We start from the raw sequence: 19,865 nt of genomic DNA on the forward strand, positions 1-19,865 counted from the left end.
ACTACCGACGAGCAAGTGCGAGAGACACTTGCCTGGAGCGGAGCTCAGGATGAAGGCAGAGTGGCGGAACAATTCCACCTCGAACGCGAGATTGATCCGGCTGAGGAAGGTACGGAAGCAGACTGAGTTCCGCTGTAAGGCTCCGGGCGGCCCTTACTCAAGAGCCGTCCGTATCGTCGAGCGGCAGTGAATCAGTTGTGCGGCATAGGATTGGGCGCGAGCCCGATCCTCCTCACTGGAAAGCCGCTCGGCGAAATCCAGGTAGCAGTCGAGCAGCAGTTCGCATAGCGGCACAAGGCGGCCAGCCACCTCTTCGGACACCCCGTCGTTCAATAGCGGCGAGATGCCCAGAGGTGCTCGGCCAAGAAGGAACGAACGCTCCCTGGCTTCTTCCATAAGATTCCGGAAGGTGTCGTCGACTCCCTTAGATTGGCCCCCTGCGGCGTCCAAGAGGTCGGAAAACCTGAGTTCGAGCTTTGGCAGCTCGGCAGGGGTCATATCTCCTCTCGCCTTGCGTTCAGCATGGAAAGCGCGACGTCTTTCTCTTCGGAGAATAGTCAGATGCCCGAGTTCCTCGCGTGCCATTTGTTCAGCGGCTTGCCTTAGTCTCTCCTGATCCGTCTGAGCGGCGACATAGGTCCAGAACAGGAATGCCCGTTCCTCGTTGCGGACGGCCATCGAGAAAGCACGGTACGCGGTGAGCAGTTCCGGTGCGACGGCGCTGGCACCCTCGTCATCGAATGTCTCGGCCGGCACCCACTTTAGATTCGCAAGATCAGGTCGTGATCCGCTGATCCGCTCCGACCACTCCACTACGTTGTCGAGATGGCCGGATTCCTCACTCTTTAGCTGTCCGAAAACAGCCACCATGTCAGGTCGACCTTCCCCGACCATACGTTCAGCAAGTTCAGTATAGTTCTCGATCGCCTCCTGCTCCATCCGGTACGCGATGGCCAAGAGTTCCTCCATGCTTTCAACCGCCGCGAACGGTTCGGACTTCAGCAATGACACGGCAACCTCCCCTATGGTCATCAACGTAGGGTTAGCATTCGCTCCGCTCTTTGTCCTGGAACAAAGAAGGCGACGTTGAAACGCTGCAGTGTTGGGCTACGTCCAAAATCAGGTCGCGCCGGCGGATGCTGGCGCGCAGAACTACGATAAAGGCGGGGCGAACCAGAGAATGCATCGTGACTATGGAGACAACACACTTCCGAGCGTTGTGCCGGAAGTAGCGCATGCCGCATTCCGGCTGCTGCTCGCAGGACTTTTCCTGCTCGCTTCGGTAGCGTTGGCGACCGCGGCAGGACGGCTCGAACAATTCCTCTCCGATGCACAGCCGTCTCAGTTCTTTGAAGCCGCTGACCGTTTTGGCGAGATCGAAGGAGATCCGCCTCTCGTTCCGGTGTACCGAGGCGACGCACTGGCTGGCTATCTTTATCTGAACTCGGATTTCACCAGCGCCGTCGGCTACTCGGGTAAGCCGATCCATATCCTGGTCGGGATCGATCCCGCGGGAGTCATCCAAGGCCTCAAGCTGGTCGACCATCAAGAGCCGATCGTACTCATCGGGATTCCCGAGGAGGAGGTATTAGAATCGCTCAACACACTGGTCGGTCAAGATATCGGACGTGTTTCCGCGGGTGCCGCCAGGCCGCCACAGGTCGACATCGTCAGCGGCGCCACCGTGACGGTCCTCGTCATGGGCGACAGCGTCGTGCGATCCGCCGTCCGGCTCATCCGCAGCGGTCGGCTCGGCGGCGCGCCGGATGTAGTCAGCACCGATGCGCCTTCCGAGACGCGTGAACTCATCCCAACGGAGAGCGAGGTTAGGGATTGGCAAACGCTGGTGGGCGATGGCTCTGTGCGGAGCCTGCGCTTGACCGTCAGAGAAGTTAGTGACGCCTTCCGCGCAGCCGGACATCCGGAGGCTGCCCAACGGCCAGAAACCCGTGATCCCCAGGACCGCTTCATCGAACTCTACATCGCCCCGGTTAGCGTTCCCACGATCGGACGAAGCCTTCTTGGAGACGTGCAATACGAGAGACTGCGTCAACGCCTGGAGCCGGGCCAGCAGGCGATCGTGGTGGCAGGTGACGGCGCATATTCCTTCAAGGGCTCCGGATATGTGCGCGGCGGCATATTCGACCGAATCGAGCTTCTCCAGGACGGACAGGGAATCCGCTTCCGAGACCGCAACCACACGCGGCTGGCCGACCTGGCAGCCGAAGGCTCACCGCGTCTGCGGGAGATCGCGCTGTTCGTTGTGCCGGATGACTTCGATTTCGATGTCACCGAGCCATGGGAACTGCAGCTTCTCGTGCAGCGCAGCATCGGCGCACGCGACAAGGCGACGATCTCCTATGATGTGGGCTATCTCCTGCCGGACCGGTACGTCACGATCACTCAGGCCCCGCTTCCGCAGCCGGTGCCTTTGTCGCCTGCGCAAGCGGCCGAGGACGGGAGTGCTTCCATGGAAGCGGGCCAGCCAGAAGGCGCGGCCGCGGTCGACTCTGCAATAGAGGAGGAGCCGCTCTGGCAGCGCATCTGGAAGATGAACCCGGTCTTCATCGGCATCACCGTCGCGGCACTGCTCGTGCTTACCGCCATCTTCTTCTTTCAGGACTGGCTGGTGCGGCGTCCCCGCCTCTTTGGCTGGATCCGCCGAGGCTATCTCGTCTTCACTCTGTTCTGGCTTGGTTGGTACGCCAATGCGCAGCTGTCGGTGGTCAACGTCCTGACCTTCACCAACTCACTGGTCACCGACTTCAGCTGGGAGTTCTTCCTCGCGGCTCCGCTGATCTTCATCCTGTGGGCAGCGGTAGCGGTCGGCCTCCTCTTCTGGGGGCGCGGTCCTTTCTGCGGTTGGCTCTGCCCATTCGGTGCGCTTCAGGAACTCACCAACAACATCGCCCAGTGGCTGAAGGTGCCGCAGATCAAGGTGCCCTTCGGGCTGCACGAGCGGCTCTGGCCGATCAAGTACATCATCTTCCTCGGATTGTTTGGGCTGTCCTTCTATTCAATGAAGATGGCGGAGATCGCCGCGGAGGTGGAGCCGTTCAAGACCGCAATCATCCTCAAATTTATGCGCGACTGGCCCTTCGTTGTCTTCGCGGTCGGGCTGCTCGTCATAGGCCTGTTCATCGAACGCTTTTACTGCCGCTATCTCTGTCCGCTCGGTGCAGCGCTCGCCATCCCGGGGCGCATCCGGATGTTCGAATGGCTCAAGCGGTGGCCCGAATGCGGATCGCCCTGCCAGCGTTGCGCCAAGGAATGCCCCGTCCAATCCATCCATCCGGAAGGGCAGATCAACGTCAATGAATGCATCTACTGCATGAATTGCCAGGAACTCTACCACGACGATCACCGCTGCCCGCACATGATCCAGGTGCGGTTGAAGCGAGAGAAATTCCAGGCACTTTCATCGCCCTCAATGAAGGGCAAGGGGCCTGCGAAACCGGTCATTTCACATAAGGGGGCTCCGGTGGAGAAGCCGGACACCGTGACGCGACCGACCACCTGAAGGAGAAGGAGAGAACCATGCAATCGGAAGAGATGAAAAAAGGCTGGAGCCGGCGCCAGTTGCTAGGCAGCACTGCAGCGGTGGCGGCTGCGGGCGCAGCCGGAGCTGGCGGTGCCTTCACGCTTGCCGGAGGTGCAATTACACCGGCTGCGGCGCAGTCCGCCGCCGCTGGTGCAAACAACTGGGAAGTGAAGCCGGGGGAACTCGACGAGTACTACGTCTTCTTCTCGAGTGGTCAGACCGGCGAGGTTCGTGTCGTTGGGGCGCCCTCCATGCGCGAGATGATGCGCATCCCGGTGTTCAACCGCTGCAGCGCGACGGGCTGGGGACAGACGAATGAGAGCCTCAAGGTGCTGACCGAAGGTCTGCTGCCGCAGACGAAGGAATTCCTGAAGGACAAGGGAGGCATCTATCTGAACGGTGACCTGCACCACCCGCATCCTTCGCAGACCGACGGCACCTATGACGGGCGCTACCTCTACGCCAACGACAAGGCGAATACCCGCGTCTGCCGAATCCGCCTCGATGTGATGAAGTGCGACAAGATCATCCAGTTGCCCAACCAGCACACGGTGCACGGCCTGCGCGTGCAGAAGTATCCGAAAACGGGGTATGTGTTCTGCAATGGCGAGGACCGCGTGCCGCTCCAGAACGACGGCACGACGATGAACGATCGTGGTACCTACCGCGCGATCTTCACCGCCGTCGATGGCGAGACCATGAAGGTCGCATGGCAGATCATGGTCGACGGCAATCTCGACAATGTCGATGCCGACTATCAGGGCAAGTACGCCTTCGCCACCTGCTACAACTCGGAAGAAGGCGTCACTCTTGCCGAGATGATGAGCAACGAGCAGGACTGGATTGTCATCTTCAACCTGGGCAGGATCGAGGAAGCTGTCGCCAACGGAGACTTCGAGGAGATCAACGGCGTTCCCGTGCTCGACGGACGCAAGGGATCGCCCTACACACGCTACGTTCCGGTGCCGAATAGCCCCCACGGGATCAACACGGCGCCCGATGGCATCCACGTGGTAGCGAACGGCAAGCTGTCCCCAACGGTGACAGTCTTCGATGTGCGCAAGTTCGACGACCTGTTCGACGACTCGATCGAGCCACGGGACACAGTGGTTGCCGAGCCGGAACTCGGGCTCGGACCGCTTCATACGGCATTCGACGGCAGGGGGAACGCCTATACGACTTTGTTCATCGACAGCCAGATCTGCAAGTGGAACATCGAGGATGCCAAGCGGGCCTTCTCCGGCGAACAGGTGGACCCGATCCGGCAGAAACTCGACGTCCATTACCAGCCCGGCCACAATCACACCTCGATGGGTCAGACCAAGGAGGCGGACGGGAAGTGGCTGATCTCGCTGAACAAGTTCTCGAAGGACCGCTATCTAAATGTCGGGCCGCTCAAACCGGAGAACGATCAGCTGATCGATATCTCGGGCGACGAGATGGTGCTCGTGCACGATAACCCGACCTTCGCGGAACCCCATGACGCGACAATCGTGCACCGCTCCAAGATCAACCCGCTGCACGTGTGGAATCGCGACGACCCGTTCTTCGCGGATGCCGTGAAGCAGGCCGAAGCGGATGGTGTTGATCTGACTGCCGACTCCACGGTCATCCGGGATGGCAACAAGGTGCGTGTCTACATGTTCTCGGTCGCCCCGGCTTTCGGTCTCGATGAGTTTACCGTCAGACAGGGCGACGAGGTGACGGTCTACGTGACCAACATCGACGAGGTCGAAGACCTTACCCACGGGTTCAGCATCGTGAACTACGGGATACAAATGGAAGTGCCTCCCCAGGCGACCGCCTCCGTCACGTTCACCGCGAGCCAGCCCGGTGTCTACTGGTACTACTGCTCCTGGTTCTGTCATGCCATGCACATGGAAATGAAGGGCCGCATGCTCGTCGAGCCCCAGGGCGCATGACATGAGGAAACTCGGCTCCAGATCGATCGGAGTCCTGGTGGCGGCGGTCTTCGCCGCCACCCTGGGCCTGCCCGCATGGGCGAAAGTCACCGAACACGCGCCGGGCGCTGGCGGCCTTCAGTCCGTCATCGACGCCGCCTCGTCCGGCGACGTGATCCGGCTGCTGCCTGGCGATCACACCGGGCCGGTGAAGATCGAAAAGACGCTGACCCTCGAGGGCGAGGAAGGAGCCGTGCTCCGCGGCCCCGGCAACGGCAGCGTGATAACCGTTGAAGCACCTGAATCCGTCGTTCGCGGCCTCGAGATTCGGGGATCAGGCACCGACCTGTTCGAGATGGACTCCGGCGTTTTCGTCACGCAGACGGCAAAAGGAGCTCGCATCGAGCAAAATCAGATTATCGGAAATCTGGTTGGCATCTATCTCCATGGAGCCGCAGACGCCGTGGCGCAGGGGAATACGATTGTCGGGTTTCGGGAAGGACGCACCAGCGAAGCGGGCGACGGCATATCTGTCTGGAATGCGCCCGGCGCTCAGGTGATTGGAAACGAGATCAGCTTTGGTCGCGACGGCATATTCACCAAGACAAGCAAGCGCAACGTCTTCAGGGACAACACCATCCGGAACGTTCGTTTCGGCATCCACTACATGTACACCAACGACAGCGAGGTGAGCGGCAACGTCTCGGTCGGCAACAATGTCGGCTACGCCATCATGTTCTCCGACAGGCTCCAAGTGACAGACAATCTCTCCGATGGCGACCGCGACCACGGCCTGCTGCTGAATTACGCCAACGGTTCCGAGATATCGGGCAACGTCGTCCGAGGCCGCCTGCAGTCCGTCGAGAGGTGGACGGCGGCAGCCCGCATCGGGGGCACGCACGGGGTTCCTGCCGAAGCCGAGGCCTCGGTGGGGACGGCTCCGTATAGCATGCGCCTCGGCCCTGAAAAATGCGTCTTCATCTACAACGCGAACCGGAACCGCTTCACTGACAACGTGTTCGAGGGCTGCGCGATCGGCATACACTTCACCGCCGGTTCCGAGGGTAACGCTATGGCTGGCAACGCCTTCATCCGCAACCGGAATCAGGTCAAGTACGTCGGGACTCGGCATCTCGACTGGTCCTACGAAGGTCGCGGCAACTACTGGAGCGACAACCCGGCCTTCGACCTCGACGGCGACGGAATCGCGGACAAGCCGTACCGTCCCAACGATCTCGTCGACAGAGTGCTGTGGACCGCCCCGCAGGCCAAGGTTCTCATGAACAGCCCCGCCGTTCAGGTCATCCGCTGGGCGCAGTCGCAGTTCCCGGCAATCCTCCCAGGCGGGGTCGTCGACAGTCGCCCCCTCATGGCACCCCCGGCTCAGGATGGAGCGGCAAAATGACAGCGGAGACAGTCCAGGTGTCGGGTGTGACCAAGACCTACGGCAAGGTACGTGCTTTGACCGACGTGTCTTGCGAGCTCAACGAGGGTGAGACAATTGCGCTCGTCGGGCACAATGGTGCCGGCAAGACGACATTGATCAAGCTGATGCTGGGCCTGATCCGCCCGACTGCGGGAACCGTGTGTGTGCTGGGGGAGGATCCGGCCGCCGGAGAATTCGAGGCGAGACGGTCTCTGGGCTATCTCCCCGAAAACGTCTCCTTCAACATGGCGCTGACGGGCCGCGAGACGCTGTCTTTTTATGCGCGTCTGAAGCGCGTGCCCCTCGCCTCGACGCCGGCCCTGCTGGAGAAGGTCGGCCTCGATGCCGCCGCGGACCGCCGTGTTGGCACCTATTCGAAAGGCATGCGCCAGCGGCTGGGTCTCGCCCAAGCTTTGCTCGGACAGCCTCGGGTCCTGCTGCTCGACGAGCCGACGACAGGGCTCGATCCGGCCCTGCGCCGCAGCTTCTATGACATCGTCACGGAACTGCGTTCGGCAGGGGCGACCGTGCTCCTCTCCTCCCACGCACTTACCGAACTGGAAGGCAGGGCCGACCGCGTCGTGATCGTCAACCGCGGCGTTAAGATCGCCGACGGGACGATCGAGAGCCTGCGACGTATAGCCCGGCTGCCGACCCGCATCCGGGTGAAGCTTGCGGATGACAGGGCCGGGGGATTGTTCCGCACGGGCGGTTGGCGACGCGTCAACGGCCACCAGGCAGAGATAGACGCGGGACCGGGAGAGAAGATCGAGCTCCTCAGAAGCATAGCCTCGCCGGAGGTTCCGGTCGAGGACATCGAAGTCGTTCCCCCATCGCTCGACGATCTTTATGCGCATTTCCTGGGCTCGCGGGAGAGTGCCGGATGAACAACATCCTGATCATAGCACGCAAGGAGATACAGGAAGGGCTGCGCAACCGATGGGTGCTCACAACGACGGCTCTGCTGGCGGCGCTTGCCCTCACGCTGACGTTTCTCGGGAGCGCCCCAACGGGGAGCGTCGGTACAAGCGAGCTCGACGTGGTGATCGTAAGCCTATCAAGCCTCACGGTTTTCCTGGTTCCGCTGATTGCGCTGCTGATCTCGCATGACGCGATCGTGGGAGAACTGGAACGCGGCACCATGCTGCTCCTGCTCAGCTATCCGATCGGACGCTGGCAGGTCATTGTCGGCAAGTTCGTAGGTCATCTTGCAATTCTGGCGTTTGCGACCCTGGCGGGATATGGGGCCGCGGCGCTGGCGTTGTGGGGGACCGGCTCTGCCATCGATGGTTCCAGCTGGATCGCGTACGTTTCCATGATGCTGTCGTCCGTGATGCTCGGGGCCGTGTTCGTCGGGATCGGATACCTCATCAGCGTGCTGGTTCGCGAGCGCGGCACTGCCGGGGGTGTAGCCATCGGTGTCTGGCTGCTTTTCGTCCTGATCTACGACATGGCATTGCTTGGCCTGCTCGTCCTAGACCAGGGCCGGACCGTTAGCGGCGGCGTGCTCAACGCCCTGTTGCTCGCAAATCCAACAGACGTCTACCGGCTTTTCAATCTCGGCTCCGGCAATGTCGGTGCACTCTCCGGAATGGGCGGCATCGCAGAAAACGCGGCACTTCCACCCAGCCTCCTGGTGATTGCGCTGCTCGCGTGGGCACTCATACCGACAACCGTCGCGGCGTCACTATTCTCAAGGAGAGAACTGTGAAGGGTGTACTGATCTCTGTAGCGGCAGCAGCCTTGCTGGCCTTGACCGCCTGCAGCGACGAGGGGCCGACGGAAGCGCCAGCTCCTTTCGCGCTCACTGCCGAAGCCATGGGGCATTATTGCGGAATGAACGTACTCGAACACCCCGGCCCGAAGGGCCAGATCGTTCTCGGGCGAGTTCCCGAGCCGATCTGGTTTTCATCCGCGCGGGATGCCGTTGCCTTCACCATGCTGCCGGAGCAACCGAAGGACATCGCCGCGATCTTTGTTTCAGACATGGGGGCGGCACAGGAATGGAAGAACCCAGGGGCAGAAAACTGGATTGATGCCCGTGGTGCATTTTACGTGATCGGCAGCTCGGCGCAGGGGGGAATGGGAGCTCCCGAAACCGTACCTTTTTCCACCCTCGAAGCGGCGGAGAAATTCGCGAACGAGAACGGCGGCAACGTGGTTACGTTCGAGGAGATACCCTCGTCCTATGTGTTGGGGAGTGGCGGAAAGACCAACCCCGAAGAAGATGCCGACCAAATGGATCACGAACCATGATGAACCGACGTCGTTTTATCGCCATCAGCGGTGTGGCAGCGGGCCTTGGGCTGTTCGGGGCGAATGGGGTCGCCGTATCCGCGCCAGAGGCCGTTACCTGGCGGGGAACGACCCTTGGCGCCTCCGCTTCCCTGACGATTCATCACCCCGACCGAGCGGTTGCCGAACGCCTTGTCCGCGAGGTCCTGATGGAAGTGGAGAAGCTGGAGCAGGTGTTTAGCCTGTACCGCGTGGATTCGTCGCTCTCGCAACTGAACCTGAGCGGCGCCCTGGCGGCACCGCCGGCGGACCTCGTCCACCTTCTGGACAGATGTCGGGATGCATGGGAACTCACGGATGGCGCGTTCGATCCTACCGTGCAGCCGCTCTGGACCCTGCTCGCTAGACACTTCTCCCGTGCCGATGCTGACCCGACCGGTCCCTCATCCGATCAATTTCGGGAAGCACTAAGTCGCGTCGGCTTCGACAGGGTGGTCTTCGACCCCGATCGGATCGTGCTTGAACGAGGTATGGCGCTCACATTCAATGGTATCGCCCAAGGGTACATCACTGACCGGGCGGTTGAGATTCTGCGCCGAGGCGGGATCATCTCGAGTCTGGTGAACATGGGTGAGATCCGCGGTCTCGGCCGAAGACCGGACGGAGACCCCTGGCGCAGCGGGATCCACGCAGGTCGAGGCGTTGCAGGACTGCTCCACCCACTCGAACTGGTGGATAGGGCCATAGCGACTTCGAGCGGGGATGGCTTCGCATTCAGCCCGTCAGCGGGCTTCAATCACCTTCTTGATCCGCGGAGCGGTGACAGCGCCCCCAGCGAGGAGAGCATCACTGTAACCGCTCCCGACGCAGCCGGCGCCGATGCGTTCTCCACCGCGTTCAGCCTCATGCGCCACGAAGCGATCAGGCACGCTCTCAATCGAAGGCCGGAAATCAACGCATTTCTACTGGATAGCAAAGGCGCGGTCAGAACACTGTGATAAATGGACCAGGCAACAGCCTCCGGATAGTGCTCGAGGACGCTCGCCCAGCCGACAGCGCCACTCCTGGAAGGAGCGACGCCGCGTGGGTCTCGCCGTCTGGAAAGGATACTGTCGACAACCCTCTCTGACGGGAGACCTTCGCCGGAGCCGCGATATTAATCCCTCTGCGCTTCTTCCGATCCGGCTCCTCCGGCGCCCACCTGGGCGATCAGTTCGGCCATCCGGGTCTTTGCTCTGCCTGGCAGCTTGGCGGTTTCTGCGGAGTCCAGGTTGTCGGTGTTGTCCCCGACCTGGATGATGCCGACCATGCCTAGAGGAAAATGCGGCTGGCACTTGTAACCGTAGATGCCTTCCACATCGAAAGTCACGGTGATCGCTTCGTTGATCTTGCCCTTCCAGGTTTCGGCCCCTTCGGGGATCATTTCGAGAATGGATTCCGAATTGTGTCCCTTGTCGGTGGCAACGAATTTAACGCTATCGCCGGGTTCGATCTTCAGGAATGCCGGATCGAACTGCATCGCCTGTCCTTTAGGTCCCTTGTTCAACATCCGGACCTCATGTTCCGCCGCATGCGCACCGCTCCAGCCAATGGCGGCGATGCCTATAGCAGATGCAAAGAGTGCAAGTTTCATCCGTGAAAGCTCCTCGTTGGTTTCGCTGGCCTCGGCCCGCAGAAGCGGGACATGCCGCACTAACAAGCCTTTCCAACCAAGGTTCCTCATAATCCCACGGGGTTTGTGCCGGTGCTGCGGAGCGTCCCTCCAGGCCAGCACTTTACGGATGCTTACGAGGCGAGCGCCGGCTGCATCGCGTCTTCCAGTTCCTGCACGAATGACTCTTCGACGACGCCATGGGCGAGGCATGCATCCGTTACGGTATGGAACGGACCGATGGGGCACCCGATGCACAGCATCTGATGCTTCATGAACACCCTTACGGTCGCCGGCCATTTGCGCATCAGTGTGTCGACCGGCATGTCGGGATCGACTGTCAATCTTCTCATCATCTCCTCCATCCCGTTTGTCGTTAACAGCCACTACTGCTTCGCGCCGTCCGATCAGTCATCGCCGCACTCAGCTCATGGCCACGTAGCGGTCGGACCGGTGATTCATTGCCAAGACAAGGTTGAGGACCACGGCTCCGAACACAGAAAGCAGGATTTCTCCTGCACCTAAGACGAGGAAAGCGCCCGCCAGCACCGCGAGGTCGAGGATCATCTGGAAGTACCCAGCGCGAATACCGATCGTGTCCTGCAGATACCATGCCAGCAGATTGAAGCCGCCCAGACCGGTCCGGTGCCGGAATAGGATAAGCAGTCCAACGCCGCAGAGCCCGCCGCCTGCGATCGCTGCGAAGGCGGTGTCGAGGTGCGAGAATTCGACCCACGAATGGATCGCGCCTGCCAGGATACTGACCAGGCTGACGGCCAGGAGCGTCCTGAGAGCCACAGCCGGCCCCAACCTATTCCAGGCAAGAAGATAGAAGGGAAGGTTCACGGCGAAGAAGGCGACCCAGAACGGAAACGTACCTGAATGCTGGAGAAGGAGCGCTACCCCCGCGATACCTCCGGTAACCAGATGTGCGTCCGCAAAGAGCTTGGTTCCGAAGGCGACAAAGGACGTACCCAGCAGGATCGCCGCGACGTCTTCCTGCAAGGAGTGCTGTGTCGGAGAGACACCGATCGTCTTCTTGGAACCAATCGGTATCCTGAAGCGCAGAGCAGTTACGACGTTCCTCATTTCCGATATCTCCAAAGGATGGGCGCGTACCGGGCCGCAAACAGCGCGAAAGCGAATGTCCAGAGAATCCCTCCGGCCATCAGCAGCGTGAGGTAGGTGTCGGTCGCAAAAGGCGCGGCGACACGCAGCAAGGCTCCGACCGTGACGGCGACATAGATCGCCTGGGTCCAGAGGTCCGCCTTCATCTGACGACCTGTATGGCCAAGGCTCGCGCGGGTCATCACCGCGAGTGTCATAGTACCGATCGCGCCCGCAGTGAGAGCATGCACGGCAGCGCTCGTAGGAACGACTTCGGTCACCGTCGAGAGGCCGAGCAGCAGCATCGAGACAGCCAGCCACGCATAGCCGAGGTGGAGGACGAGAACGATGGGTTCGCGCCAGGTCTGCCAGCCCTGCCATCGCGCAACCCGGACGGCGAGCAGAGTGCCCGAAGTCATCAGCAGCCAACTCGAGACTGCGGTTTCCGCGGCAAACATCCAGCTGATCACGGCGAGAGCGGTGCTGGCGAGCGCCGCCTTGTCCAGGATGCCGAATTGTGCCGGAAGGCTTGTTGGACCCTGCTTGACCAACCAGTTGCGTGTGAAGCTCGGCACGATGCGGCCGCCGATCAGCGTGATCAGCATCGCGACCGTCCCGAGGGCGATGCGGATCGCGTATCCATCAGGCAGCGTGCCCACAGCCTCAAGGTGATGCGCGAGGTTGCTGAGGGCCAACAGCGTCAGCATTCCCGCCACGGGAGCATTGCGCCAGTTGCCTCCGGCGGCCACTTCTCGCCACACCGATGCGGCCAGCACGATCGGGAACGCCAGATCCATACCCATCGCCACAGCCGGAGACGTGACGAACGCACAGCCGATCCGTCCGATCAGCCAGAGCGATACGAGCCCCAACAGCGGCAACCCGCTGAGCGGAAGCCTGCCAGTCCAGTTCGGCACTGCGGTCAGAACGAAGCCTGCGATCACGGCGCCGAGATAGCCAAACACCATTTCGTGCGCATGCCACGCCATTCCTTCGAACGGACCGCCCAAAACGCCTCCGGACGTGTATATCCAGAGCCATATCGGCAAGGCGATCGCCGCATAGGAGGCGCCCAGAAAGAAAAACGGGCGGAAACCATAGTGCAGGATGGCCGGCATCGATCTCACGCGTCCCCGACCGTCGCGGCTCTTGTCGCCACGCGCCAGCGCGGCGCGGGGCATAGAGTTGTCCTGGCGGACTCCGGTTGTGCTCGTGCTCATAGCCCCATCTCGTGGCGCGCCGTTTGCAGCAACTCACGAGCATCCCTGAGGGCGGCCGCTCCGCCATGTGCCGCCGCTGCGACCTCGTCGAACAGGACCGCGGCTTCCTCAAACGCTGAGAGATCCGGCTCCTGCGGTGTCAGTCCATCGAGTTCTGAAAGAAATGGTAGCAGCCTCCGGATGGCCTCCCGTTGCTGGCGGGACTTCTCCAGCCGTTTACCGGCATCGGCATCGGCGCCCAAAGTGGAAAGACGGTCGAGCGTCTGCTTCGCCTTCTTTTCGCATTCGCAATCGAGGCCGGCTCCGAGGAGCGCGGTCCTGACTTCCGAAATCATCGATCGTGCGGTCAGCTGGTCACTGAGAAGGGTAGCCATGGTTTTCCTCCTGCGGAAAAGACGGAAGCGGACCGCCGATCTCTCGACGGCCCGCGGGAACTGAAGATTGCTATTGGGCGACCATGCTGAGCTTCTCGTCGATGCCTTCGCGGAATATCTCGGGTTGCTCAGATCCGTCCACGACGAGCTTCCCCACCAGACCCCTCATCGCGCGGGACAACGCGTGGTCGACCAGCAGGTATTCGCCGGGCACCTCCACCTTGAAGTCGACCGCCGCGGCTCCTCCCGGAGGAACACTGATCGTCTGGACGTCCGGCAGAGGTTCTCCCGTCAGCGACCCCAGATTGTAGACCTTGTCGAAGATCTCGCCGATGACGTGGAAGCTCGAAGTCTTGTTCGGGCCGCCGACGCCGAAGTAGATGCGCACCGTTTCGCCGACCTTCGCCTTAAGGGCGTTGTCCCCGGTCAGCGCCTGGTCGGCGCCGTTGAAGACGTAGTATTCCGGCTGCTCATCGATCAGCTTCTGATAGCTCTCCGTCAGCTGCCCCTGCTCGCCATAGGCTTCTTCGGTGTAGAGCTCTCCCTGCATGACGTAAAACTCATGATCGACGGGAGGCAGGCCTCCTTCGGGTTCAACTAGGATCAGGCCGTACATGCCGTTGGCAATGTGCTGAGCAGCCGGACCGACGGCGCAGTGGTAGACGTATAGGCCAGGATTCAGCGCCTTGAAGGTGAAACCCTTCTCCTCGCCGGGAGCAGCCATTGTTGCATGCCCGCCGCCGTGCAGGCCGGTGACCGCGTGGAAGTCGACGTTGTGCATCGCCCCGCTGTCTTCGTGGTTCTTGAGCGTGACCTCGACGGTGTCGCCGACGCGTACCCTGACCAACGGCCCCGGGACCTTCCGGTTGAACGTCCAGTAGTGGTAGGCAATGCCGTCGGCGAGTTTGCCCATAACCTCGACCGTCTCCAGCCCGACCTTGACTGTCTGCGGTCCGCGCTCTCCGATGGTGCCGGGGAGGTCGGTCGCCTGACGCACGATGTCGAGCGGCGCCTCTGCGGTGCCGAGTTCGGCGATATGCTGATGATCCCCGTCCGCGAAGGCCGGGAGAACGCCGGCGGCGCCCGCCATCATCAGGCCGACGGCGGCTGCGGTTGCGAGGAGGCTCTTGCGGGTGGTCATGACACTTGTCCTTGTTGACCCGGTTGTTGATGGTCGCAAACTACCGAGACCGCTGCGGGCCTTCTTTGTGCTTGCGCAAACAACGGAGCGAAACGCGGCCAGTGGGGATGCCCCCGCGACCGCGCGATGTTGGACGCGAGTGCTGGGCGTGCGGCTAGGTCGTTCCGATCTCTGCGGGTGAAATGCTGCCGCTAATGAGGATCAGCCTCCTCGCGGCGGAGCTCAATTGCTGGAGCCCGTCTGCAGTGCGTGGGTTTGCGATGTGTCGCTCAGGTATTTCTTCCAATCCGCGCATTGATCTCGATCAAGGTATCCCGTCCTTCGCGGCTGCACCATTCACTCCTCGATGGAGGAGCATGATGACCGGGCTTAGAAGCGCAGTTGAAGGAATCGCAGTAAGATGGCGCGACCATCGAAACGCGATGGCTGCCATTCGCGAGTTCGCCAATCTTGATCCGGCAATCGCCGGCGAGATCGCGGCGGAAGCAGGCGTCTCGGTGCGTGATCTTGGGGAGGTCGTCGCTCGCGGGTCAGGTGCCGATAGGCTGATGCAGCGGATGATCGCGGCATTCGGCATTGGAGACGAGATTACGGCAAGCGCTTCAGGTGTTCTCCGCGACACAGCCGTTCTGTGTTCGCGCTGCCGCGCCAAACGCCGGTGCCGGGACGAACTTGATGCTGGAACGGCGCGTAACAATGCACATTTGTTCTGTCCCAATGCGCCGACATTCGAATCGCTGACCTGACTTCGTTCGCCCGATCACGTGATTGGAGGGCCGAGATCGTCCTTTTCTTGTGGGTTGATCTGTGGAGCAGCCAATTTTGCGCAAGCGCAAAGAACGCGCAATCGCGGTCGCCTATTGTTGGCTCGTACCCCGGCTTCCGAAGCTGGCGAGCACCGAATTGCTGGTCAGTGTTCGCCCGCACTCCTGGACCGATGAGGAACATGGCGATGCTGCTGAAAGTGAACGTTCCCGAAACAGGAATGACAGGCGCGGACACTCTCGAGATCGTGCGCACTGGATACGAGAGATGCCATCCAGACGACACTTTCGCAGATCTCGTCAGGCGATCGCGCTTTTCAAAGCAAGACCGTCGGCTTCTACAGGACTGGGTGGCTTCAAGCGACAGAGAGTTCGTTCGCCATGGCTAAAGGACTGACCTCGAGCGCTTCCGGAATCAGTTTGGACAACGGCGAAGTGGAAGTCGATGCGGAACTGATTGCGAAGGGGTTGGATCTCCATCCTGCTGAGGTGCATTCCGAACTCCGCAGGGGAACTATCCAGAGCATCTGTGAGATAGGCACGGGCGAGGACAGCGGCACCTATCGCCTGACATTCCGGACATCGGACCGACGGTTCCGTATAGTCGTCGACCAGACAGGCCGCGTGATCAAGTGGGGGAAGGTGAAGTTCCCATCGCGAGCGAACCCACCGCGCGGCCGGATCTGATCGCATCCACCTTATCGCAGGACAAGCAAGAACAATGAAGACACCAAATCCGAAAAACGGTTCCGGATATGGCACAGAAAGATCGGAAGACGAACGGCGGTTGCTCCCGATGTTGATCTGGGGGCTCCTGCTGATCGTGGTTGGCATGATTGCTGTGATGACGTTTGTCTAACTGACGGAGCCGTTTGGGCGGGCTGGTGCACGAGCGACTGCGAGTCGTCAACCGCAAGAGCATGCAACGAATCATGTAGCAGATGAAGCTACTTCTGCCGCGCCATACCGGCCGTCGCGAGGGACGCGTTTACGCTGGCTGGCTGTGTCCCGGCCGACGGTGACGCTGGCGGTCATCGCCGATCTTCGAGAAAGTTCGGGTTGCAACACCTAGAACCTGAAACGGAGACGACGATGACCGGCGAGAGAATGGCTCTGATCGAACTGATTGAGAAGCAGGCCGACAGCGACTTCGTGCGCGACATGCTGGCCTTCGCGGCCGATCGCATCATGGAGATGGAGGTGGAGGCGCGCACGCGCGCGGCGAAGGGCACACGCTCGCCGCCGCGGGAGGTGCAGCGGAATGGCTATCGCGATCGGGACTGGGATACCCGCGCCGGCCGGATCGCGCTGGATATCCCGAAGTTGCTCAAGGGCAGCTACTTCCCGAGTTTCCTCGAACCGCGCCGGACAGCCGAGAAGGCATTCGTGGCGGTGATCCAGGAACGTCCGGTGACCGCTGGACGCCTTAGGATAACAAGGCGATGCGATCTGAGGGTGTTCCGTTCCGCTGCCATTCTTTCGAGGAAGCTTGCGCCGATCTCGATATCGCGCACTGACTGACGAACCGGCGCACCCGTGGCCCGATGGACAGCTCGAGAGAAGGGACCGAAACATCGACGACGCTACCGTTCGCAGCTACCACTATGACGATCACGCTCAACTCGAACGGCACCTCACCGACTTCATTCGCGGCCTAAGATTTTGGCCGCCGGCTCAAAACACTGAAGGGCCTCACACCCTACGAATTCATATATGAGCGGTGACGGCCGAGCCTCACCGCTTCATGTTCAATCCGCTCCCGAAAAAATCCGGAACTAAACAGAAAGACCATTGAATTGCGGTGCTTGCAGCATCGCAAAGCTGCAGCCTAAAATCACTACCCAGATGAGCTTGAGCCCCCGCCAAATCAGCTCGCCATCTGTCTCAATAACACCTAGCGACGGACAAAAGGTTGGGATTGTTCAGAACAGCTTAAGCGCGACCGCGGCCAAGCTGATAGCCAGAACTGCAAGAGAGGGGATCATCACCGCCGCTCCCGCGGCAACAGAGAGCGCCGCGATCCAGTCGAACTTCCTGTCGGCCGTCATTCCCATGGTCGTTCCTTTTCGTCCTCAACGCCTGCTTCCGGGACGACGTTCCGGCCCGGGCAGCGGCGCATCACTGCCTTGGTGAAGAACGCGCTCCGCCGCTCCGTCGAGATCCTCAAGCTGTCCGCTCTTCATCGACCAGAGGAAGGCAAGCAGGCCCGCCAGGCCCATGCCCAGGGCCACGGGAACCAGCCACGCCAGGAGCCCGGTCATGCCGTCGCCGGACGCAGGACGTCCGCCCCCAATTTTGGCGCTGGCTTGCGTCTGTCGGAAAGCACTCGCAGCGAGTTGGCCACGACCAGGATGGATGACGTCGACATCGCCACGGCAGCGACGAGCGGCGTGACGTAGCCCGCCACGGCGAGCGGCAGCGCGAGCGCGTTGTAGGCGATCGAGATCGCGATGTTCTGCCGGACGAGGCGCATCGACTTACGAGCCACGGATATCGCCTCCGGCACGCTGCGCAGGCTGGAGCCCAGGAAGACGAGATCGGCCGCGCTGCGTCCGACATCGGCTGCCGTCGATGGTGCCATCGAGACGTGCGCCGCTCCAAGGGCAGGTGCGTCGTTGATGCCGTCGCCGACCATCAGCACCCGTCTTGTTTCGCGGCGGAGCGTTTCCAGGCGTCCGACCTTGTCTTCCGGACGCTGCCTGCCTGACATCTGCCCGATGCCCGTCAGCCTCGCGACACGCCGGGTCTCTTCCTCGGCGTCCCCCGACAGCAGTTCCACCGACAGCCCGGAATCCTTCAGGGCCGTCACCGCCGCGGCGGCTCCCTCGCGTACCGTATCCGACACGGCGAGACAGCCGACGAAGATGCCGTCGCGGGAAAGCCAGGGCCCCGAGCCGCTCAGATCGCCGTCTGCTTCGACCGCCCAGCCGGGTCTGCCGAGCCGCCAGATGCTTGCTCCGATACGAGCTTCGATCCCGTCGCCGGGAATCTCACGGGCCTCGGATACTTCGACGCCTTCGCCGCTGCCAAGTGCCGCGACCGCGTTGGCAGCCGGATGGCGCGACAGCCGCGCCAAGGCGGCAGCGACAGGCAGTTCGGCATGAGGAACGTCATGCGAGGAGATCCGCATCCGTCCGGTCGTCAGCGTCCCGGTCTTGTCGAGGACCACGTGATCGATCTCCGCGAGCCGCTCGAGCGCGCTGCCATCCTTCATGGTGATGCCGATCCCGAACAGGCGGCGCGCGGCGGCCGCCTGGACCATGGGGACGGCGAGGCCGAGCGCGCAGGGACAGGTGATGATGAGGACGGCGATCGCCAGCGTCAGGGAATGGTGCCAGTCGCCCGTGACCACCAACCAGCCCGCGAACGTCGCCAGCGCCACCGCATGGACGACGGGAGAATAAAGGGCGGCGGCGCGGTCGGCGATCCTGCGGTAGCGAGCGCGGCTGCCTTCGGCTGCTTCCATCAGCCTGACCATATCGGCCAGGAATGAGTCAGCGGGGCGGCGGTCGATGCGCAGCTCGATCGGGCCGCTGAGGTTCAGCGCTCCCGAGAGCACCCGCGACCCCGGCGCGATGCTCTCCGGCGAGGTCTCCCCTGTGACGATGGAGAGATCCAGCGTTCCAACGCCCTTCAGCACGGTGCCATCCGCAGGTATCCGCTCACCGACGGCCACGAACACGGTATCTCCCTTGCGAAGCGACTGAACGTGGCGGAACTCGCGGCCGCCTTCCCTGTCCAGCACGGTCGCCCCGCGCGGCATCATTCGCGCCAACGACCGCACCGCATCGCGCGCCTTACCGCGCATGGAGTGATCGAGCGCGCGCCCGGCCAGCAGGAAGAACAGGAGCGACGTCACCGCGTCGAAGTAGGCGTGCTCTCCTCCGGACAGCGCGTCGTACGTGCTGAGACCGAAGGCCAGCAGGATGCCCACGCTGATGGGCACGTCCATGTTGGTCCGCCCGACGCGCAGCGCGCTCCAGGCGGACGCGAAGAAAATGCGGCCCGAGTAGGTCACCGCGGGCAAGGCCAGGGCCGCGGAAATCAGGTGGAAGGCATGGCGCGTACCCTCCTCGGCCCCGGACCAAATCGAAACGGACAGGAGCATGATGTTCATCGCGGCGAAGCCCGCGACGGCCGTCGCCCGCAGCAGCTTGCCCATCTCCGGGTCGCCGATCGGATCGGCCTCGGCCAGCGTCGCCGCGTAGCCGACACGGCGAACGGCGTCGATCATGGGCGGCACCGGACCGTCCGTCCGCCACCTAACGGCTGCCCTCCTTGCAGTCAGGTTCACGCGTGCGGCCGTCACGCCCGGAAGCGTTCCCAACGCGCCTTCGATCGCGCCGATGCACGCGCCGCAGTGCGCGCCGGGAACGCTCAGGTCGGTCTGCATGATGCCGTCACCGAGGTCCCGGCTGGCCAGCCGGATTTCCTCGGACGGCACGTCCCGGCCCGGCCCTGCTATCAGGGCGGCCTCCGCTCCGGGCGCGCAGCAGCTCATTGCG

At 62.0% G+C, this 19,865-nt stretch carries 19 protein-coding genes and 2 pseudogenes; 11 read left to right on the forward strand and 10 right to left on the reverse strand.

All coding sequences use genetic code 11. The features are described 5' to 3' along the window. Positions 1–153: 153 nt before the first annotated feature. Positions 154–1,011, reverse strand: coding sequence for a ferritin-like domain-containing protein (locus tag ABGN05_RS13660; RefSeq protein ID WP_367954598.1), 858 nt, complete (start codon positions 1,009–1,011; stop codon positions 154–156). Between the two features lie 169 nt (positions 1,012–1,180). Between ABGN05_RS13660 and ABGN05_RS13665 the strand changes: the two genes are divergently transcribed. From ABGN05_RS13665 to ABGN05_RS13695, 7 genes are read left to right on the forward strand one after another with little or no spacing between them, the layout of a single operon-like run. Further along, complete coding sequence (locus tag ABGN05_RS13665; protein ID WP_367954599.1) at positions 1,181–3,520, forward strand: 4Fe-4S binding protein; 2,340 nt, start codon at positions 1,181–1,183, stop codon at positions 3,518–3,520. 17 nt (positions 3,521–3,537) lie between these two features. Continuing rightward, positions 3,538–5,463: a TAT-dependent nitrous-oxide reductase gene (gene nosZ / locus ABGN05_RS13670; protein ID WP_367954600.1), complete on the forward strand. Its 1,926-nt coding sequence runs from the start codon at positions 3,538–3,540 to the stop codon at positions 5,461–5,463. A 1-nt stretch (position 5,464) separates the two neighbouring features. Continuing rightward, positions 5,465–6,847 (forward strand): nitrous oxide reductase family maturation protein NosD, encoded by a 1,383-nt coding sequence (locus tag ABGN05_RS13675; RefSeq protein WP_367954601.1) that lies wholly within the window; start codon positions 5,465–5,467, stop codon positions 6,845–6,847. Further along, positions 6,844–7,755 carry an ABC transporter ATP-binding protein gene (locus ABGN05_RS13680; protein WP_367954602.1) on the forward strand — a complete coding sequence of 304 codons (912 nt, stop codon included), beginning with the start codon at positions 6,844–6,846 and terminating at the stop codon, positions 7,753–7,755. Before ABGN05_RS13675 ends, ABGN05_RS13680 begins: the two co-directional genes overlap by 4 nt. After that, positions 7,752–8,579 carry an ABC transporter permease gene (locus tag ABGN05_RS13685; RefSeq protein WP_367954603.1) on the forward strand — a complete coding sequence of 276 codons (828 nt, stop codon included), beginning with the start codon at positions 7,752–7,754 and terminating at the stop codon, positions 8,577–8,579. The genes ABGN05_RS13680 and ABGN05_RS13685 overlap by 4 nt, the downstream gene beginning before the upstream one ends. Beyond that, positions 8,576–9,124, forward strand: coding sequence for a nitrous oxide reductase accessory protein NosL (locus ABGN05_RS13690; RefSeq protein ID WP_373695935.1), 549 nt, complete (start codon positions 8,576–8,578; stop codon positions 9,122–9,124). Before ABGN05_RS13685 ends, ABGN05_RS13690 begins: the two co-directional genes overlap by 4 nt. Then, complete coding sequence (locus tag ABGN05_RS13695) at positions 9,121–10,101, forward strand: FAD:protein FMN transferase (RefSeq protein WP_367954604.1); 981 nt, start codon at positions 9,121–9,123, stop codon at positions 10,099–10,101. The genes ABGN05_RS13690 and ABGN05_RS13695 overlap by 4 nt, the downstream gene beginning before the upstream one ends. A 158-nt stretch (positions 10,102–10,259) precedes the next feature. On the opposite strand, the gene ABGN05_RS13700 is transcribed toward ABGN05_RS13695, so the two are convergent. From ABGN05_RS13700 to nirK, 6 genes are all read right to left on the reverse strand, one after another. Further along, positions 10,260–10,736, reverse strand: coding sequence for a pseudoazurin (locus ABGN05_RS13700; RefSeq protein WP_367954605.1), 477 nt, complete (start codon positions 10,734–10,736; stop codon positions 10,260–10,262). A gap of 152 nt (positions 10,737–10,888) precedes the next feature. Continuing rightward, entirely contained in the window at positions 10,889–11,110 is a 222-nt protein-coding gene (locus tag ABGN05_RS13705) for a DUF1858 domain-containing protein (RefSeq protein WP_367954606.1), read from the reverse strand. Positions 11,111–11,177: 67 nt separating this feature from the next. Further along, positions 11,178–11,843 carry a YitT family protein gene (locus ABGN05_RS13710; RefSeq protein WP_367954607.1) on the reverse strand — a complete coding sequence of 222 codons (666 nt, stop codon included), beginning with the start codon at positions 11,841–11,843 and terminating at the stop codon, positions 11,178–11,180. Then, on the reverse strand, positions 11,840–12,979 hold the full coding sequence (locus ABGN05_RS13715) for an NnrS family protein (protein WP_367954608.1): 1,140 nt from the start codon (positions 12,977–12,979) through the stop codon (positions 11,840–11,842). Before ABGN05_RS13715 ends, ABGN05_RS13710 begins: the two co-directional genes overlap by 4 nt. Before the next feature lie 98 nt (positions 12,980–13,077). Continuing rightward, positions 13,078–13,455, reverse strand: a complete 378-nt coding sequence (locus ABGN05_RS13720; protein WP_367954609.1) for a hypothetical protein — start codon at positions 13,453–13,455, stop codon at positions 13,078–13,080. A gap of 70 nt (positions 13,456–13,525) precedes the next feature. Continuing rightward, entirely contained in the window at positions 13,526–14,596 is a 1,071-nt protein-coding gene (gene nirK, locus ABGN05_RS13725) for a copper-containing nitrite reductase (RefSeq protein WP_367954610.1), read from the reverse strand. Between the two features lie 356 nt (positions 14,597–14,952). Here nirK and ABGN05_RS13730 point away from each other — a divergent pair, with 356 nt between their 5' ends. The 4 genes and pseudogenes from ABGN05_RS13730 to ABGN05_RS30240 form a co-directional block, all read left to right on the forward strand. Further along, positions 14,953–15,342, forward strand: coding sequence for a hypothetical protein (locus ABGN05_RS13730; RefSeq protein ID WP_367954611.1), 390 nt, complete (start codon positions 14,953–14,955; stop codon positions 15,340–15,342). Positions 15,343–15,741: 399 nt separating this feature from the next. After that, the gene (locus ABGN05_RS13735) at positions 15,742–16,047 is read left to right on the forward strand and encodes a DUF6522 family protein (RefSeq protein ID WP_367954612.1); all 306 of its coding nucleotides are present in this window, start codon (positions 15,742–15,744) and stop codon (positions 16,045–16,047) included. A gap of 405 nt (positions 16,048–16,452) precedes the next feature. After that, positions 16,453–16,764: pseudogene (locus tag ABGN05_RS13740) on the forward strand (transposase); the annotation flags it as partial. 127 nt (positions 16,765–16,891) lie between these two features. Beyond that, a pseudogene (locus ABGN05_RS30240) lies at positions 16,892–17,155 on the forward strand (IS481 family transposase); the annotation flags it as partial. Positions 17,156–17,282: 127 nt separating this feature from the next. On the opposite strand, the gene ABGN05_RS13750 reads toward ABGN05_RS30240, so the two are convergent. From ABGN05_RS13750 to ABGN05_RS13760, 3 genes are read right to left on the reverse strand one after another with little or no spacing between them, the layout of a single operon-like run. Continuing rightward, the gene (locus tag ABGN05_RS13750) at positions 17,283–17,408 is read right to left on the reverse strand and encodes a hypothetical protein (RefSeq protein WP_367954613.1); all 126 of its coding nucleotides are present in this window, start codon (positions 17,406–17,408) and stop codon (positions 17,283–17,285) included. Between the two features lie 24 nt (positions 17,409–17,432). Next, entirely contained in the window at positions 17,433–17,621 is a 189-nt protein-coding gene (ccoS, locus tag ABGN05_RS13755) for a cbb3-type cytochrome oxidase assembly protein CcoS (protein ID WP_148913036.1), read from the reverse strand. After that, positions 17,618–19,861 carry a heavy metal translocating P-type ATPase gene (locus ABGN05_RS13760; RefSeq protein ID WP_367954614.1) on the reverse strand — a complete coding sequence of 748 codons (2,244 nt, stop codon included), beginning with the start codon at positions 19,859–19,861 and terminating at the stop codon, positions 17,618–17,620. The genes ccoS and ABGN05_RS13760 overlap by 4 nt, the downstream gene beginning before the upstream one ends. Positions 19,862–19,865 lie beyond the last annotated feature (4 nt).

Origin of the sequence: Aquibium pacificum (assembly GCF_040839445.1) — a bacterium.
Taxonomy (GTDB): domain Bacteria; phylum Pseudomonadota; class Alphaproteobacteria; order Rhizobiales; family Rhizobiaceae; genus Aquibium; species Aquibium pacificus.

Bases quoted from the DNA above. Each gene is read 5' to 3' on its own strand.
- nosZ (WP_367954600.1), top strand. From the start codon at position 3,538: ATGCAATCGGAAGAGATGAAAAAAGGCTGGAGCCGGCGCCAGTTGCTA.
- ABGN05_RS13680 (WP_367954602.1), top strand. From the start codon at position 6,844: ATGACAGCGGAGACAGTCCAGGTGTCGGGTGTGACCAAGACCTACGGC.
- nirK (WP_367954610.1), bottom strand. From the start codon at position 14,596: ATGACCACCCGCAAGAGCCTCCTCGCAACCGCAGCCGCCGTCGGCCTG.
- ABGN05_RS13695 (WP_367954604.1), top strand. From the start codon at position 9,121: ATGATGAACCGACGTCGTTTTATCGCCATCAGCGGTGTGGCAGCGGGC.
- ABGN05_RS13720 (WP_367954609.1), bottom strand. From the start codon at position 13,455: ATGGCTACCCTTCTCAGTGACCAGCTGACCGCACGATCGATGATTTCG.
- ABGN05_RS13665 (WP_367954599.1), top strand. From the start codon at position 1,181: ATGCATCGTGACTATGGAGACAACACACTTCCGAGCGTTGTGCCGGAA.
- ABGN05_RS13685 (WP_367954603.1), top strand. From the start codon at position 7,752: ATGAACAACATCCTGATCATAGCACGCAAGGAGATACAGGAAGGGCTG.
- ABGN05_RS13675 (WP_367954601.1), top strand. From the start codon at position 5,465: ATGAGGAAACTCGGCTCCAGATCGATCGGAGTCCTGGTGGCGGCGGTC.
- ABGN05_RS13700 (WP_367954605.1), bottom strand. From the start codon at position 10,736: ATGAAACTTGCACTCTTTGCATCTGCTATAGGCATCGCCGCCATTGGC.
- ccoS (WP_148913036.1), bottom strand. From the start codon at position 17,621: ATGACCGGGCTCCTGGCGTGGCTGGTTCCCGTGGCCCTGGGCATGGGC.
- ABGN05_RS13705 (WP_367954606.1), bottom strand. From the start codon at position 11,110: ATGATGAGAAGATTGACAGTCGATCCCGACATGCCGGTCGACACACTG.
- ABGN05_RS13735 (WP_367954612.1), top strand. From the start codon at position 15,742: ATGGCTAAAGGACTGACCTCGAGCGCTTCCGGAATCAGTTTGGACAAC.
- ABGN05_RS13710 (WP_367954607.1), bottom strand. From the start codon at position 11,843: ATGAGGAACGTCGTAACTGCTCTGCGCTTCAGGATACCGATTGGTTCC.
- ABGN05_RS13750 (WP_367954613.1), bottom strand. From the start codon at position 17,408: ATGACGGCCGACAGGAAGTTCGACTGGATCGCGGCGCTCTCTGTTGCC.
- ABGN05_RS13730 (WP_367954611.1), top strand. From the start codon at position 14,953: ATGATGACCGGGCTTAGAAGCGCAGTTGAAGGAATCGCAGTAAGATGG.
- ABGN05_RS13760 (WP_367954614.1), bottom strand. From the start codon at position 19,861: ATGAGCTGCTGCGCGCCCGGAGCGGAGGCCGCCCTGATAGCAGGGCCG.
- ABGN05_RS13715 (WP_367954608.1), bottom strand. From the start codon at position 12,979: ATGCCGGCCATCCTGCACTATGGTTTCCGCCCGTTTTTCTTTCTGGGC.